Source organism: Methylobacterium sp. WL103 (assembly GCF_008039885.1).
Lineage (GTDB): Bacteria > Pseudomonadota > Alphaproteobacteria > Rhizobiales > Beijerinckiaceae > Methylobacterium > Methylobacterium cerastii.
Map to the genome: position 1 here is coordinate 11,730 of NZ_VRUX01000010.1, position 16,055 is coordinate 27,784.

Genomic DNA, 16,055 nt, shown 5'->3' on the forward strand with positions numbered 1-16,055 from the left:
CTGTCCCGCCTGCCCAGCCGAACTTCCCTGTAGGTAAGCCTCAGCCAGCTACTCGTGCGCGGTCGCGCGGCGAGATATCTGCTCCAGGGCTAGGGCCTGAAGTCCGATGGGAGCGGAGAGAGGAAGTTAGGTCGGCTTTGCTAATTAGATAGCGGCATGGCTTCACCCGCGCACACGATGCGGTAAAGCGGATGTTGACGAGTCTGCCACTCGTCTTCAGATGGGTCTAAGATTGGATCCTATGGCTTACCGAATAGATCTGGCGAACTCGGCACGGCGCCACCTCAAGGCAGCCGAGAAGCTGAACGGCTCGGCCGCACCGGGTGCGCAGCCCGGATGCCAGGCCGTTGCCGGTTATTTGTTCGGCCTGTCCGGAGAACTTGCGGTCAAGGCTATGATGCAGGACAGCGGCATGTCCCCATTGTCCCCCGCGCAACGGCGTGACGACCCCTTTTACGCGCATTTCCCGGACCTTAAGTCGCGTCTACTCGACCATGCGAAAGGGCGACGGTCAGGCGAACTCAGAGCCATTGCGGAAGACGCATCCCTTTTTCAGAACTGGGATACCGACATGCGGTATGCTCCTACCAGAGACATATTAGAGAGGTGGGTCGCCCATTGGCGATCCGCCGCGCACGAGCTGGTATCCCGGATGGATGCGTTTTAATGTCAGCCCCTCGGTTCGACGAATCCCTGCCGCTACTAGTGCGGACGCTAAGCGATTTAGCCGGCGCGGACTTTGTCGCCGGTGGAACTGCTCTCCGCGATGCATCGGGCCGTCTCACCTTCGTTTCGGACCGAGCGCCCAAGGACGAACTAGAACGCAAGGCCCTTGCTGAAGCGCTCGGATTGGCCCTCGGTCCCTACGCGAGAGCCGGGCGCCCTATCCTGTTCCGCGGCGATGCGGGCGCCGAGCCGATTCTTGAAGCCGCTGACCGTCTTCCAATCCAGGTCGCAGACGTGTTCTGCCATCTCCTCGATCGTCGGATCGTCGGGTCTGGATGGCTCGATGCTCCCGCGCATAAGCGTCCTGAACCTCCCAGAGTCGTCTTCGCGACGCTCAAGGGTGGTGTGGGGCGCTCCACGGCATTAGCCGTCACCGCGGCTGACTTCGCGCGGCGCAATCGGAACGTTCTGGTCGTTGATCTCGATCTTGAAGCGCCCGGCTTGGGAAATCTTCTGCTCGACAACGACGGCACGCCGGAGTTCGGCGTTATCGACTACCTTGTCGAAGACGGCATCGGTGGGGTTACCGAAGCCGATCTGCGCTCTTACGTGGCCTCGAGTAAATTGACCGAACCTGGTGGAGGACGTGTTGATGTCCTCCCGGCGCTCGGTCTCCGTTCGCTTCGCAATCCGGAGAATATCCTGCAGAAGTTATCGCGAGCCATGATTGAGGATGTGATCGACGGTCGCACAGTTCCGGTTTCGGAGCAAATCTCGACGATGATTTCGCGGATCGCCGAGCGGCAGCAGTACGATGCTATTTTCATCGACAGTCGCGCCGGTCTGGCGGAATTGGCAGCTCCAGCCGTGCTTGGACTCGGTGCTACGGTTCTTTTTTTTGGGACGGCACAGAAGCAGACGATCGAGGGGTATCGCGCTCTGTTCGCCGCCCTGCAGCTGCTGGCGCAACGTGACCGAGCCCAGGGACGGGATGCCGAGTGGCGGACCAGGTTGCGTCCGGTCCTCGCAAAGACGAGCCTAGCCCCAGGTGGGGCGGAACAATACCTGGAAGACATGTACGAGATCTACTCTGCGCACATTTACGATGCGGAGACCGTCGGCGAACAAACTCCAGATAGCCTTCGCTTCGTCCAAGATGACAAGTCGGCGCCTCATTGGCCGTTGATAATTCCATTTAGCCAAAGCTTCGTCGATTTCGATCCCGGGCGGATACCCGGCCAGCTTGTACAAAGCTTCTACGAACAGACATTCAGATCCTTCCTCACCGAAATCGAGGTGGCGATGACTTCGGACGGGGATATTGGCGGGACCCAGCCGTGAACGGACTAAACTCCGACCTCGTAGCAATCCGCACGGCTCTCGCGGCACTCGAGCCGTCGCCGCGTGTAGAACCCAATGAGACGATTCCTGTCGACCGTGCCTTCTTCCCGTTAGGTCATCGTGGCGTCCTCGATCTGAGGCGACAACTCGTGGTCGGCAATCGCGGGATGGGCAAGAGTTTCTGGAGCCATGCGCTCTTGAATCGCGACGTCCGGCGCCGGCTGGCCAAGGTCTACGGCTACCCCCTTTTCGACACCGCGGAAGTGATGATCGGCTTCAACGGGTCGGCTAAGGTCAGCGCAACAGCACCTACTATTGACGAGATGACGGGGCTCTTGGAGGCCGGCATCGCTGCGGAACAAATATGGCGGGCCGTGCTGACACGCGTAGCCTCGAGAACAATCGATCCTAGCTACGATGCACCGTTGAGCGCAGTCATCGCGGATCTAAAGACGGATATTAATCTTTATTCGAAAACTCTTTCGGAAGCCGACGACTATCTAGTACGGACAAATGTCACGTTGTTGGTAGTTTTTGATGCGCTTGACCGGCTCGGCCGAGATTGGAGCAGCATCCGCAAATTGACGCGCGCGCTGTTGGGTCTCGCGGTGTCGCTCCAGTCCTTCAGCGCAATTCGCGCCAAGATCTTCATGCGGACCGATTTGTTCAATGATGAAGATCTATTTCGATTTCCAGACAGCTCAAAGATTAAAAACGACTATGTTGATCTGATCTGGAGACCGATTGAGCTTTATGGGTTGCTGCTGTTCGAGCTTCTGCGGGCTGATGCGTCGCGTGATCCGCTCAGGCGTCTCGCCCAGCGTGAGAATGCAATCGACGGACTACCGGGCAGCGGTGTGGACAGGTTGTTCTCCGTCGACGCTCAGAACCGCCTGATCAACGGAATCGCCGGCGAATTCATGGGCACCGACAAGAAGCGTGGTCGGGTCTACACCTGGGTGCCTCTGCACCTAAGCGACGCAGCCAGTGCTTGCTCGCCTCGAAGCTTCCTGATCGCGTGGAAGAAGGCGGCAGAGCACCAGCCGACCCCATCCGAGCTGGTAGTTGATCACCTCGGCCTTCAAGATGGCGTACGATGGGCATCGAGAAGCCGGTTGATCGAACTGTACGAAGATTATCCGTGGATCAAGCCTGCGTTGGAAGCCCTCCGGCGGCAGTTCGTCCCGATGGAGAAGGAACAGTTGCTTAATCTATGGGATGGCCAACAAGTCATTCAAGACATTCAAAATGATGCGCAGTCGGAAACGATGTCTACGCCGGTTAAGTTTCTGTCGGAAGACGAACCTTCGGCGCTGCTGTCTTCGATGCGGGATGTCGGTGTCATGGAAGTACGGGGAAACGGAAAGATCAATGTGCCAGATATTTACCGAGTGGAAGCGGGTATTCTTCGCAAAGGCGGCGTGGCCGTACCAAAGAAGCTGAGTTGATCTCGTTCCTTTCTGCCCACGTATAACTCTTTTGACCGATCTCCCAGAAATGCTCTGCTGCCCGGACCTAGACCGGCGCCTCGACGACGTCTGGCTTGAAAGGATGCACGGGCCAGCGACCGTACGCGATCGTCCGTTGCCGACACGGTCTGCAAGTTTCCTTCATGCAATAGAACTGTCGCCTTTGGCCGAGTTCACGCCCAATGGCGATGTCCCACCGTCTTTATCTCGAACAGAGCCTCCTTGTAACCGACTTGTAACCGCGGCCTTCAAAGGCCGCCTCGAATCGGTAGGAGCGATCCGCTAAAACCCTGTTTTCAAAGGAAAAAAGGGTGGCGACCCCGCCTGGGCTCGAACCAGGGACCTGCCGCTTAGAAGGCGGCTGCTCTATCCAGCTGAGCTACGGAGTCAGGGGTGCCAGCGACGGTATGAGCCATGGGTGCACCGTGCGGTCAACCCTGCGCGGCGTTCAGGCGCCGCGAGCGGCTTCGACCTTGGCGAGCTCGACGGCCGCGCGCAGTTCGATGTCGGCGATCAGCCCGTCGAGGCGCGGGTCGCCGCAGGACTCGGCGCGTTCGGAGAGGCGGCCGGCAATGGTAAGGAGTTCGTGGGTCGCGACCCGGCCGGACAGGAGCGACGCCTTGAGCCGGTCGAGCCCGTCGAGCAGGTCGTGGCCCCGCCTGGCCGAACGGCGGCGGCGCTCGTGTGGGGTGTCGGGCTGGCCCTGCAGCATCAACATCGCGTCGAGGCCGGCAAGCGTGGTCGTGGCGCCCGTGCCGGCGCTGCGTTGCGCGCCCGGCCCGGCGCCGACCTGGAAGCTCGGACCGGATTCGCCCTTGCGCGTGCCCCCGACGGAGGTCGTCCCCACGGCCCCCGGACGGTTCTCGACGCGCATCGCTTCGCTGACCCTACGGGCGGAATGCGCCCGAGCCGACCTTCCGGTCAGCAGGGTTAACACCGGGTAAATGCCTCGGCAGAACCTGCCGGGTCGGCAGGAAACGCGAGGGACGCGAGCGCTCCAGGCCAGGCTTCGTTATCACAAAATCGTATTGGATCAAAGACTTAGATTTTGCGCGGAGGTGGCACGGCGCTGGCAGGATACCGGATGTCCGCAACTCCAACGAAGCCCGGCATGCCCAAGCGCCACGCCCAGATCCGCGAAATCCTGCGCCTCGTCCTGGCGGTCGCCCTGCTCGTGCTCGGCGGCAGCACGGCGATGGCGCTCTCGCGGGTGAAGGATCTCGCGCAGATCGAGGGCGTGCGCGCCAACCAGCTCGTCGGCTACGGCATCGTCGTCGGCCTCAACGGCACCGGCGACACCCTCAACAACATCCCCTTCACCAAGCAATCGCTGCAGGCGATGCTGGAGCGCCTCGGCGTCAACACCCGCGGCGCCACCATGCGCACGCAGAACCTCGCCGCAGTGATGGTCACGGCGAGCCTGCCGCCCTTCGCGGCACAGGGCACGCGCATCGACGTCACGGTCTCGTCGCTCGGCGACGCGAAGTCGCTGCAGGGTGGCACCCTCCTCGTCACGCCGCTACTCGGCGCCGACGGCGAGGTGTATGCCCTAGCGCAGGGCTCGGTCGCCATCGCCGGCTTCTCGGCGGAGGGCGACGCCGCCAAGATCACCCGCGGCGTCCCCACCAACGGGCGCATCGCCAACGGCGCCAACATCGAGCGTGAGATCGCGTTCAAGCTTACCGACGCGCGCTCCCTGCGCCTGTCGCTGCGCAACCCCGACTTCACCACCTCGAAGCGGATCGCGGCCGCGATCAACGACTTCATGGGCTCGGACACCGCCGAGCCGACCGATCCGGCCACGGTCACGATCCAGATCCCGGCCAAGTACAACGGCAACATGATCCGGCTCATCACCGAGATCGAGCAGCTCAAGGTCGAGCCGGACCAGACCGCGCGGGTCGTGGTCGACGAGCGCTCCGGCATCATCGTCATGGGCCGCGACGTGCGCGTCTCCACGGTGGCGATCGCCCAGGGCAACCTCACCGTCACCATCACCGAGCAGCCGCAGGTGAGCCAGCCTGCCCCACTCTCGAACGGCCGCACGGCAGTGGTGCCTCGCACCGGCGTCAAGGTCGACACCGGGGACGGCAACAAGCTCGCCCTGGTCAAGGAGGGCGTGACGCTGCGCGACCTCGTCGACGGCCTCAACGCCCTCGGCGTCGGCCCCCGCGACCTGATCTCGATCCTGCAGGCGATCAAGGCCGCGGGCGCGCTGCAAGCCGACATCGAGCTGATGTGATCACCAACGTCCACCCGAACCGGAGAACCTAGACCATGCTGCCACTCGCAACCTTCGCGGTCTCCGCCGCCGTCGGCGTCGGCAAGGCCATCACCGGCGCCATCGCCGAAACCGCCTCGAAGACGGCGCAGGCCTCGACGGAGGCGGCTTCCAAGAAGGCGCGCAAGACCGCCAACGACTTCGAGTCGATGTTCCTCGAATCCTCCCTCGACCGGCTGACCCAGTCGGAGGGGACCGACGGACCGCTCGGCGAGAACGGCACCGGCGGCGGCGTCTACCGCTCGATGCTGACCAAGGAATATGCCGGCCAAATCATGAAGAGCGGCGGCGTCGGCATCGCCAACCAGGTGTTCTCCGAGATGATGAAGATGCAGGGCGGCGCCGGCGCCGTCGCGGGGGCCGGCCGTGCGGCTTGATCCCTCCTTCCGGGTCGCCGACCGCGCCGGTGCCGACGCGCTGGTCGGCGCGGTGATGTCGACCATGCAGGCGCTGGAGGCGGTGCTCGCGGCCGAGACCGGCCATGTCCGCGTCGGGCGCCTGCGCGAGGGCCTCGCGGAGGCCGAGGCCAAGGCGGCGCTCGCCGGGGCCTACCTCCAGGGGCTCGAGGTGGCCAAGGCCAACGCGGTCGCGCTCGCGCGCTTCGCGCCGGCCGGCGTCGAGCTGCTGAAGGGCGCCCACCGCCGCTTCACGCAGGCCGTGGAGGCCAACCAGGCGGTGCTCGGCACGGCGCGGACGGTGTCCGAGGGGTTGATCAAGTCGCTCGCGGCCGACCTCGGCCGGGCCAGCACGCCGAGCGTCTACGGCCAACCGTCGCGGGCGCCCTCCCCTTACGGCCGCGGCACGGCCAGCGGGCCGCTGACGTTCTCACGCAACCTGTAGACGCGTCACCGGCGCCCGTTGCCGATCCGGACATAAGTCCGCACCGGGCCGAGATCGGACTCGGTGCGGGCGTCGATCGCGAAGCGCCCGGCCGCCGTCGGCGCCGTGGTCACGTCTCGGCCGATGGCGAGGTCGGCGCCGGCGCGGACCCGACCCGACACCCGCACGCAGGTCGAACCGACCGGCGTCCGCACGAAGCCGGCGCCGTATCCCGGACAAGGCTGCGCGGTCTCCCGCGCCGGCGCCTTCTCCAGATCGCGGGCCTCGCAGGGCGACAGCGAAAGCATGCCGACCAGGAGCAGTCCGACGCGCCGCGGTCCGGCGAAGGTGCCCGTTCTCGTCGACGACCGGTGCTGCTCTGACATGTCGTCCCCGGCGGTTCGCAGCTCACAAAGGGCCGCGCCGGGCAGCGGGGCGCGGCCCTTCGCACCACGATAGGCCGGCGGCTCGGCGTCGATCAATCCTTCCAGCGATCCGGTTCGCGACCGCGTCAGCTCATGTAGTTCACGAGCGACAGCTTCGAGAGCGACGAGGTGATCTGGTAGCTCGCCTGAAGCCGGTTCTGGACCTCAAGCAGCTTGGCGGCCACCTCCTGGATCGGCGCGCTCTCGACGCCGTCGACGACGTTCTGCAACGTCAGCCGGGTCGCCGCGTTCTGCGACTTCGCCGAGGTCAACGTGCTGGCGGCGAGGCCGAAATCGGTGGCGATCGCCTCCAGGCTCGGATCGTTCGACGCCTTGCCCAGGAGATCGTAGGTCTTGCTGCTCAAGGCGGCGAGCCGGCCGGGGGTGGTGGTGGCCTTGGGGTCGGCGAGGCCGTCGACGGCGAGCGCGGCAAAGCCCGCGAGCGCCTTCCGGATCGGCACCTCGTTGGCCCGCGCGCCGATCGCGACGTCGAGGTTCGCCCCGGCGCGGATCGAGGCGGTGGCGCGGGGGTCGGTGTTCGCGGCGTCGCCCTGATACCAGATCACGGTGCTGGTCGAGGCCGCATCCTTGTAGGTCGGCGTCGCGCCGGTCGTGTCGATGCGCTTCGGAGCCTGGCCGGACGCGTTCGAGGCGGAGAAGAAGTCCTCCGAAGCCCGCGTGGTCGAACTCGCCGAGAGCGGGCCGGCGGCGGCGGCAGCCAGCGCGGTGCCGAGTGCGGCCTTGAGGTTGGCTGTCGTCGTGGCGACGTCGGCACCGATGGCGAAGGTGGTGGTCGAGCCGGTGGAGACGCTCGCGCCCGCGGTCAGCGTTACGCTGGTCGTGCTGCCGTCGTGGAGCGCGAGCTGGACCGTGATGCTGTCGCCGGCCGCCGGCTGGCCCGAGAGGCCGATGTCGTAGGCGGCATAGGTGCCGTTGCCGAAGGTCGCATTCAGGGCCGGCGTGTTGCCGCTCTGAACGCTGGCGACGGTGCCGCCCTGTGCAATCGCAAACGCGTTCAGCCCGGCCGCCGCAGCGGCCGGGGTGGCGAAGACGCCGAACGCGGTGGTCGAGCCCGCTGGCACGGTGCTGCTCGCCGTGAGGTCGTAGGATTTCTGGCTGCCGTCGGCGAGGTTGACCGTGACGCGAAAGCTCTCGCCGGCCATTGGCGCATGGTCGAGCCCCGTCACCGTCGCCGGCAGGCCCGTATGCGCCGGATCGACCGTCGCGGTGATGGCCCCGGTGGTCGCCGGCTTCCCGGCGATTCGGAACCCGAAGTTCGCGCGGGTCTCGCCGGTCGCGTCGCCTTGATCCTCGGACAGCTGGAACGCGTTTCCGGCGCTGACGGCCCCGAGCTGGAGGCGCCCGAGTCCGCCGCTCCCGAGGTCGGCCGCCTTCTGCTCGGCGACCAGCGTGACGAGGCCGTCCTGCGGTGGAGTCGTGGTCTTGTCGCCGTTCAGGATAACGTCCGTCGACTTCACCGGAGCCGCGTCGGTGGCACGGCCGCCGAACAGGTATTGCCCGGCCGCGTTCTGGTTCAGCGCATCGAGCGCACCGTCGAGGTTGGCTTGCGCCAGCTGCGGCGTGACGGTGGTGCCGGTCGCCGGCTGCAGGTTCGAGGCGATGCCGCCGCGCAGGTCGGCCGTCAGCTTGGCGATCTGCTGGAGGCTGGTGGAGGCGAGGGTGACACGCGTCTGCGCGCTGGCGATGCCGGCATCGTAGCCGTCCAACGCGCTCAGGGTCCCGCGCGCCGTCAGGCTGGTGCTGCGCCCGGCGCCGAGGCCGGCGTAGGTCTCGGCGGTGCGGCCGGTGGAGAGCTGCGTCGACAGGGTGTCGAGCTGGCCCTTCAGCGACAGCAACTGCGAAGTCGAGCGCGTGTTGACGTAGGTGCCGGCGGCGAAGGGGCTGATCGTGGTCATGGTGTCCCTCAGATCCGCAGGAGGGTGTCGAGCATGTCGCGGGCGGCGGTGAGCACGCGGGCGTTGGCGGAATACGCCGTCTGCAGGGCGATGAGGTTCGACATCTCCTCGTCCACGTTGACGCCGGCGCTCTTGGCGAACCGCCCTTGCGCGGTGGACAGGGCCACGCTCTGCCCGGCATCGAGGTTCGCGGCGTTGGCCGCCGCCGCCCCCTGCGCGGCGATGACGTCCTGCGCGAACGTGATCACGCTGGTTTTATAAGGCGCGGCGACGCCGCCGATCCCGCTCGACGACGAGAAGGTCTGCTGGGCGGTCGTCAGCGCGTCGAAGGCGAACTGCGCCCGCGTGGCGCCGGTCCCGGTGTTGGTGGCGCCCTGCGCGGTCAGCACCGCGGTGTTGGCGCTCAGCGCCGGATTGACCGTGATGCGCTGCGCGAAGCCTGTGAGCTGCGAGCCGGCATCGAACGATCCGGTGAACAGGCCCTTGTTCGACCCGTCGACGAACAGCGCAACCTGCGGGTAGGCGGAGGCGAAGTCGGTAGCGCTCGTCGGCACGGTCTTCGTCGCCGTGGCGGCGACCACTTTGGACGTGCCTCCTCCGGTCACCGTCACGTTGGCGCCGGTGCCGCTCGCAGTGAGGGACGGTACGTTCTTCAGCCCCAGTGCGCTCGCGCGTGCGGCCAAGCCGTCGAGCGCCTCCTGGATCTTGGCCTTGTAGGTCGTCGGACCGCCGGAGATGTCGAAGGTCTGGGCGAGCGCCGTGCCGTCGTCTGTCTGGCTCGGGTCGACCGACTTCGTGGCGCCCTGAGAGGCGACGAGGATGATGTTCCGCGTCGACCCGTCGGCAGCCGTCACCGCGAGCGTCAGCGTGTTGCCGGACTGCATGCCGGACAGGTCCGTGGTCGAGCCGGAACCGCTCACCGTCCCGCTCGTGCTCGTGTCGGTGAGTGCGCTCGCCATCCCGCCCGCGAGGTCGTCGAGCTGGCGCTGCACCTGTGGCAGTGTGGTATCGCGCAATTCGAGGTTGGCTGCGATCGAACCCGAACGCAGCACGCCCGGCGCGCCGAGGTCGATCTTGCCGCCGCCCGGCGTCGTCGCCGTAATGGTGCCGACGCTGCGCTGGTCGGGATCGGTCGAATAGGTCGAATTCGCGCCGAGGGTGGTGCGCCCGTCGAAGCCGAGCGTCGCCGCCGTGCCGCCGGTGACGAGGTTTACGCCGGAGCTGGTGGTGATCGAGAGGGTGCCGTCGCGCTGCTCTGCGGTCTGGACGTCGAGGTAGCCGGACAGCTCGGTGACCTTTTGGTCGCGCTGATCCTTGAGGTCGGCGAGCGTCAGGTCGTCGGTGGTCGACTGGATCTTGACGTTGAGCGCGGCGATGCCACCGAGGAGCGAACTCGCGCTGGCGGTCTGGCTGCCGAGGCTGGACTCGATCCCGGTGCGCAGGGCCTGGACGCTGTTTGCGATGCCGTTGATGCTGTTGGCGAGGTTCGAGGCGGTGCTGAGCACGGTGCTTCGGGCGGCGGCCGAGGTCTGGTTCGCGGCGAGGTTCTGCAGCGAGCCGGTGAAGCTGTTGACGAGGCCGTCGAGCGCGGTCGTGCTCCCGGGCGTGCCGAACAGCGAGCCGACCTGCCCGGTGATGTCGGCCTTGGTGCTGGTGTAGGCCGAGCCGGCGGTCTCGAGGCGAAGCTGTTTCAGCGCGGCCGCGTCGAAGCTCCGGGTGATCGCGCCGACGGAGACGCCCGAGTTGCCCGGCCCCGACGAGACCGTCGCGATCGTCCGCTTGACGTAGCCGGCGGTGCCCGCGTTGGCGACGTTCTGCGAGACCAGACCCATGGCGGTCTGGGTCGCCTTCAGGCCCGCCGTGGCCGTCTGGAGCGCGTTCAGGGGCATGTCCGTCGACGATCCTCTCTCAACTGCCGCGCGGGGACGGCCGGTCCTCAGCGAATGATGTTGAGCAGGTCGGACATCATCGTCTGCGCGGTCGACATCACCTTCGTGTTGGCGGAATACGCCTGCTGGGTAACGATCATCTTCGAGAATTCACTCGCAATGTCGGTGTTCGACGATTCGTTGCTGGCGCCGACCACCGCCGAGCCGTCGAGCCCTGCGAGCGGCACGCCGGAATCGAGCGTCTGCGCGTAGGTGCCATTCGATAGCGGCTTCAGCCCGTCCGGATTGATGAAGCGGGCGACCCCGACCGAGGCGAGCTTCACCGAAGAGCCGTTCGAGAACGCCCCCATGATGCTGCCGTCGCTCCCGACCGCGACGGAGTTCAGGGTCCCGGAGGCGTATCCGTCCTGCGTGAGCGCGTTCGTCGTCACCGCGCCGGACGAGGCTGCGTATTGGGTCAGCGTGGTCTTGTCGAAGGCGAGGCCGACGCTCCCGAGGTTGGTCCCGTTCACCGTCAGGTCGGTGATGGTCGCCTTGCCGCCGGACGGCTGCACCAGCTGGCCGCTGCCGTCGAAGGTGAAGCCTGTGCCGGCGTTCACCCAGTCGCTCTTGTTCAGGGCGACGGAGCTGTCGGAGGCGTAGAACAGGTTCCAGATCGCCGGCTGGTCCACCGTCGGCGGCGTCGCGCTCGCATTCGCGGTGGTGGCATCCTGGATCTTCGCCCAGCGCGTGTTGACCGCGACCGGCGCGCCGGTGGTGGTGTAGGCGGTGAGCGCCGGCCCCGCGATGCTGCTGTTCACAAAGTCCTGCGCGTTCGCGGCGAGGACCTTCTTGCCCGCGGTCGCGACACCGTTGGTGTCGGTGACGAGCACGCTGGTGTCGGTCGGTGCGTAGAGCGAGCTTTTGGTGGTCGATGAGTTAGCCGTCGCCGGCGCCGCCGGCAGGTTGGCGCCGTAGGTGATCGTGGTGGTCGGCTTGGCCGCCAGCGTCTGATTGGCGATCTTGATCGGGCCGGTGCTCGACACCTGCCCCGTCGCCGCATCGTAGTTCTGGCCCTGGAGGTAGCTGCCGGCGCCGTTGACGAGGTAGCCGTCCTTGTCGGGGGCGAAGTCGCCGCGGCGGGTGTAGACCGGTGTGCCGGAGAAGCTGGTCTGCCCGTTGGCGTCGCCGGTCTTGGCCATCACCGTGAAGAAGCCGTCCCCGTTGATGGCCATGTTGGTCGTGACGCTGGACGAGGCGATGTTGCCCTGGATGCTGTTGGTCATCTGCGACTGCGCCAGCACCGTGCCGGCGACCTCGTGCTTCGGCGTCTGCTCGGCCAGCAGGTCGACGAAGCTGGTGTCGATGCGCTTGTACCCGGTGGTCTGCGAGTTCGCGATGTTCCCGGAGATGTTGTCGATGGCGTAGGACTGGGCCTTGAGGCCCGAGACCGCCGTCTGCAACGCGGTGAAGATGTCCATGACGCGCCGTCTTTCCCGGGAAGGCGGCGCCCAAACGGCACTCGCCCGATCGGGTGTCGATCCGCAACCGGCGTGCCACGGCCAAGTCGTTGTTTTCATTGGATGCGGACCGCCGAACCCGGCAGGAACGCACCGCCGCGACGTGTCCTCCCCGGCATCTTCTGCCGGGTGGGCAGCGTTTACCGGCCCTTATCGGCGACAGGCTAGAACGGGACGGCGTCCTCCGGACGGGAGTCCCCATGCGTGCCAAGCGAACCAGCCTCGTCCACCTGATCTACTTCTCGCGGCTGGCCCTGTCGTCGGATGTCCAGATCCGCGCCGGCCAAGTCGGCGAGATCACGCGGCATGCGCAGAAGAAAAACGAGTTTTCGGTGATCACCAGCTTCCTGCTGGTCGAGCAGACCTTCGCCGCCCAGGTGATCGAGGGCGAGCGTACCTCGGTGCACGAGACCTTCAACCGCATCCTCGCCGACGACCGCCACCGCGACGTGCAGATCTGCGAGTGGCGCGAGATCACCAAGCGCGAGTTCGTCAATTCGTGCCGGAGCAGCATTCGCTCGCCCACGAACGACGTGCACTTCGCCAAGGCGAACCTGATGCCGATGTTCCAGCGCGGCACGCCCAGGGCGAGCGCGATCCACGCGCTGTCGCTCGCACTGCAGACCGAAGAGATGTCGAAGCAGGGCATCGACCACCTCTTCATCTGATCGGGATCAAGACTGTCGGATTCGGCGCACGCGGTGCCGCGAAGCAGTTTTTTCATACCTCGGGCTCAAGCTGACCGTCCGATCCCCGACTCCCTCCCGGATCCATGTCGCAGACGATGTCATGACCGACACGCCACCGATCCTCATCGTCGACGACCAGGAGAAGCTCCTCCGTCTCATCGTGATGCTGATGAACCGCATCGGATTCGCGGACGTGGAGGGGGTGACCGGCGGCGTCGAGGCGCTCGAGCGCCTGCGGCAGCGCAAGTACGCCCTCGTCATCTCCGACCTCGACATGGAGCCGATGGACGGCCTCACCCTGCTGCGCGAGATCCGCGGCGACGACGACTTGATGAACACGCCCTTCATCCTGACCGAGGCGTCGTTCGACTTCGAGGACATCAACGTCGCCCACCAGGCCGGCGCCGACGCCTTCATCCTCAAGCCGTTCGACATGGCGGTGCTGAAGACCAAGCTGAAGCAGGTGCTCAACCGCAAGCCGCGCAAGCGCGAAGCGCCGATGGCCTCGGAATCGACGCTCAGCGTCGATTTCCCGATGCTGGGGAAGTTCTAGGGCGAGGCTGAGCGGCTCAGACCCTCATGCTTGCCGCTTCTGATAGTCCTTGATGTCGGTGAAGCGCACCGCCGGGTACCGCTCTTCTTCGTAGCGGAGCGAGAAGGCGGTGGTCGCCATGAAGACCGGCGCCCCGTCGAGGTCCTTCGCCATCGCCGAGCCGTGCGAGTCGACGAACTTGTCGAGTTCGACCTCCGAATCCGACGACACCCAGCGGCAGACCGAGAACCGGGTCGCGTCGTAGTCGATCGGCAACCCGTACTCGCCCTGCAGCCGCTCTTTCAGCACGTCGAGCTGTAGCGCGCCGACGACGCCGACGATGGCACCCGAGCCGTCCTGCGGCACGAAGACTTGGACCACGCCCTCCTCGCCCATCTGCTGCAGCGCCTCGCGGAGCTTCTTCGCCTTCATTGCGTCGGTGAGCTTGATCCGGCGCAGCAGCTCCGGGGCGAAGCTCGGGACGCCACGAAACACGATGTCCTCGCCCTCGGTGAGCGTATCGCCGATGCGCAGGGTTCCGTGGTTCGGGATGCCGACCACGTCGCCCGCGAAGGCTTCGTCGGCGATGGCGCGGTCCTGGGCGAAGAAGAATTGCGGCGCGGAGAGCGACATCGGCTTTCCGGTGCGCACGAGCTTCGCCTTCATGCCGCGCCGGAGCTGGCCCGAGCAGACCCGCATGAAAGCGATCCGGTCGCGGTGGTTCGGATCCATGTTCGCCTGGATCTTGAACACGAAGCCGGTCATCTTCGGCTCGGTCGGCGCGACCGTGCGCTTGTCGCAATCCTGCCCGCGCGGCGGCGGCGCGAAACGGGCGAGCCCGTCGATCAGGTCGCGGACGCCGAAGTTGCGCAGGGCCGAGCCGAAGAACACCGGCGAGAGATGGCCCTCGCGGAACGCGTCGAGGTCGAAGGTCTTCAGCCCGCCCTCGGCCAGCTCGACCTCCTCGCGCCATGCGTCGGCCTCGCCGTTCTCTATGAGCAGCCGGTCGAACAGCGGGTCGGCGAATCCTGCCACGGACTCGGTCCCGGCGTCGTCGGCCGCATCGAACCGGCGGACCCGGTTGCCGCCGAGCTCGTAGGTGCCGGCGAAGTTGCGGCCGCGGCCGATCGGCCAGGTGATCGGCGCCACGTCGAGCGCCAGCGTCTTCTCGATCTCATCGAGCAGCTCGAAGGGCTCGCGCGCCTCGCGGTCGAGCTTATTGACGAAGGTGACGATCGGGATGTCGCGAAGCCGACAAACCTCGAACAGCTTGCGGGTGCGCGCCTCGATGCCCTTGGCCGCGTCGATCACCATCACGGCCGAATCAACAGCCGTCAGCGTGCGATAGGTGTCCTCGGAGAAGTCTTCGTGGCCCGGCGTGTCGAGCAGGTTGAAGACGCAGTCGCCATACTCGAACGTCATCACCGAGGTGACGACCGAGATGCCGCGCTCCTTCTCGATGCCCATCCAGTCCGATCGGGTGGAGACGCGGTTGCGCTTGGCCTTGACCTCGCCCGCGAGCTGGATCGCGCCGCCGAACAGCAGCAGCTTCTCGGTCAGCGTGGTCTTGCCGGCATCGGGGTGCGAGATGATCGCGAAGGTGCGCCGCCGCGCCACCGGGTCGGCGGCCGGTTTCGCCTCGATCTTGGTCTGCGGCTGCATCAGCATCGTGAAAACGGCTCTCGGACCCGCGTCTCGGGTCGGTCACTTGGAATTCGGTTCGGCCCGCGCGCGGACGCGCGGGACCTTCGCGCCATCCTCTAGGCGCCCGACCGCCGCTTGGCAAAAGCCCGTCGCCGCGTGGGACGCGCCACGGGACGCGCGATTCAGCCGCGCCCGATGAACGGCATCGTCGTCGCCGTCAGCGTCATGAACTGGACGTTGGCCGAGAGCGGTAGCCCGGCCATGTAGAGGACGGCTTCGGCGACATGGCGCGCGTCCATCACCGGCTCCTGGCGGATCGAGCCGTCGGCCTGGCGCACGCCTGCAGCGAAGCCGTCGGTCATCTCGGTGGCGGCGTTGCCGATGTCGATCTGGCCGCAAGCGATGTCGTAGGGGCGCCCATCGAGGGAGGTCGCGCGCGTCAAACCGGTGATCGCGTGCTTGGTGGCCGCGTAGGGCGCCGAGTGCGGCCGCGGCACGTGGGCGGAGACCGAGCCGTTGTTGATGATCCGCCCGCCGCGGGGATCCTGGTCCTTCATCATTCGGAACGCGCCCTGCGTGCAAAGGAAGGCACCGGTGAGGTTGGTCTCGACGCTGGCGTGCCAATCCGCCAGCGACACCGCCTCGATCGACGCCGCCGCGGTGAAGATGCCCGCATTGTTGAACAGCAGATCGAGCCGCCCATGCACTTCGGCGACGCGGGCGAACAGCCGCTCCACGGACACCGGATCAGTGACGTCCGCCTCGACGACCAGCGCCGCCTCGATCTCCGCTGCGACCTCATCCAGGCTCGCCCGCCGCCGCCCGGCCAGCACGACGGCATAGCCCGCACGCCCGAGCGCCACGGCCACGACGCGCCCGAGCCCC

At 66.4% G+C, this 16,055-nt stretch carries 14 protein-coding genes and 1 tRNA gene; 7 read left to right on the forward strand and 8 right to left on the reverse strand.

Annotated elements, in window-relative coordinates; translation table 11 throughout:
* Positions 1-705: 705 nt before the first annotated feature.
* Both FV222_RS01630 and FV222_RS01635 read left to right on the forward strand, forming a co-directional pair.
* Positions 706-2,007 (forward strand): AAA family ATPase, encoded by a 1,302-nt coding sequence (locus tag FV222_RS01630; RefSeq protein WP_210248430.1) that lies wholly within the window; start codon positions 706-708, stop codon positions 2,005-2,007.
* The gene (locus FV222_RS01635; RefSeq protein ID WP_147812784.1) at positions 2,004-3,455 is read left to right on the forward strand and encodes a hypothetical protein; all 1,452 of its coding nucleotides are present in this window, start codon (positions 2,004-2,006) and stop codon (positions 3,453-3,455) included. The genes FV222_RS01630 and FV222_RS01635 overlap by 4 nt, the downstream gene beginning before the upstream one ends.
* Positions 3,456-3,788: 333 nt before the next feature.
* Here FV222_RS01635 and FV222_RS01640 read toward each other — a convergent pair.
* Positions 3,789-3,865, reverse strand: a tRNA-Arg gene (locus FV222_RS01640).
* 59 nt (positions 3,866-3,924) lie between these two features.
* A complete protein-coding gene (locus FV222_RS01645; RefSeq protein WP_147764939.1) occupies positions 3,925-4,350 on the reverse strand; it encodes a flagellar assembly protein FliX in 426 nt (141 codons plus the stop codon).
* Between the two features lie 237 nt (positions 4,351-4,587).
* Here FV222_RS01645 and FV222_RS01650 point away from each other — a divergent pair, with 237 nt between their 5' ends.
* From FV222_RS01650 to FV222_RS01660, 3 genes are read left to right on the forward strand one after another with little or no spacing between them, the layout of a single operon-like run.
* A complete protein-coding gene (locus tag FV222_RS01650) occupies positions 4,588-5,718 on the forward strand; it encodes a flagellar basal body P-ring protein FlgI (protein WP_147764943.1) in 1,131 nt (376 codons plus the stop codon).
* Positions 5,719-5,753: 35 nt separating this feature from the next.
* A complete protein-coding gene (locus FV222_RS01655) occupies positions 5,754-6,134 on the forward strand; it encodes a rod-binding protein (RefSeq protein WP_147764938.1) in 381 nt (126 codons plus the stop codon).
* Complete coding sequence (locus FV222_RS01660) at positions 6,124-6,597, forward strand: hypothetical protein (RefSeq protein WP_147752389.1); 474 nt, start codon at positions 6,124-6,126, stop codon at positions 6,595-6,597. Before FV222_RS01655 ends, FV222_RS01660 begins: the two co-directional genes overlap by 11 nt.
* 5 nt (positions 6,598-6,602) lie before the next feature.
* Here FV222_RS01660 and FV222_RS01665 read toward each other — a convergent pair whose 3' ends face one another.
* From FV222_RS01665 to FV222_RS01680, 4 genes are all read right to left on the reverse strand, one after another.
* Positions 6,603-6,962, reverse strand: coding sequence for a porin (locus FV222_RS01665; protein ID WP_246685276.1), 360 nt, complete (start codon positions 6,960-6,962; stop codon positions 6,603-6,605).
* A 125-nt stretch (positions 6,963-7,087) separates the two neighbouring features.
* Positions 7,088-8,917, reverse strand: a complete 1,830-nt coding sequence (locus FV222_RS01670) for a hypothetical protein (RefSeq protein ID WP_147812785.1) — start codon at positions 8,915-8,917, stop codon at positions 7,088-7,090.
* An 8-nt stretch (positions 8,918-8,925) separates the two neighbouring features.
* Positions 8,926-10,806, reverse strand: a complete 1,881-nt coding sequence (flgK, locus tag FV222_RS01675) for a flagellar hook-associated protein FlgK (RefSeq protein WP_147812786.1) — start codon at positions 10,804-10,806, stop codon at positions 8,926-8,928.
* 47 nt (positions 10,807-10,853) lie between these two features.
* The gene (locus FV222_RS01680) at positions 10,854-12,266 is read right to left on the reverse strand and encodes a flagellar hook-basal body complex protein (protein ID WP_147812787.1); all 1,413 of its coding nucleotides are present in this window, start codon (positions 12,264-12,266) and stop codon (positions 10,854-10,856) included.
* A gap of 239 nt (positions 12,267-12,505) precedes the next feature.
* Here FV222_RS01680 and FV222_RS01685 point away from each other — a divergent pair, with 239 nt between their 5' ends.
* Positions 12,506-12,973: a BLUF domain-containing protein gene (locus FV222_RS01685; RefSeq protein ID WP_147752384.1), complete on the forward strand. Its 468-nt coding sequence runs from the start codon at positions 12,506-12,508 to the stop codon at positions 12,971-12,973.
* A 121-nt stretch (positions 12,974-13,094) separates the two neighbouring features.
* Positions 13,095-13,547 carry a response regulator gene (locus tag FV222_RS01690; RefSeq protein WP_147752383.1) on the forward strand — a complete coding sequence of 151 codons (453 nt, stop codon included), beginning with the start codon at positions 13,095-13,097 and terminating at the stop codon, positions 13,545-13,547.
* Positions 13,548-13,571: 24 nt separating this feature from the next.
* Here FV222_RS01690 and FV222_RS01695 read toward each other — a convergent pair whose 3' ends face one another.
* Both FV222_RS01695 and FV222_RS01700 read right to left on the reverse strand, forming a co-directional pair.
* Complete coding sequence (locus FV222_RS01695; protein ID WP_147764934.1) at positions 13,572-15,194, reverse strand: peptide chain release factor 3; 1,623 nt, start codon at positions 15,192-15,194, stop codon at positions 13,572-13,574.
* Between the two features lie 158 nt (positions 15,195-15,352).
* A partial coding sequence (locus FV222_RS01700) for an SDR family oxidoreductase (RefSeq protein WP_147812788.1) occupies positions 15,353-16,055 on the reverse strand: 703 nt, incomplete at its 5' end.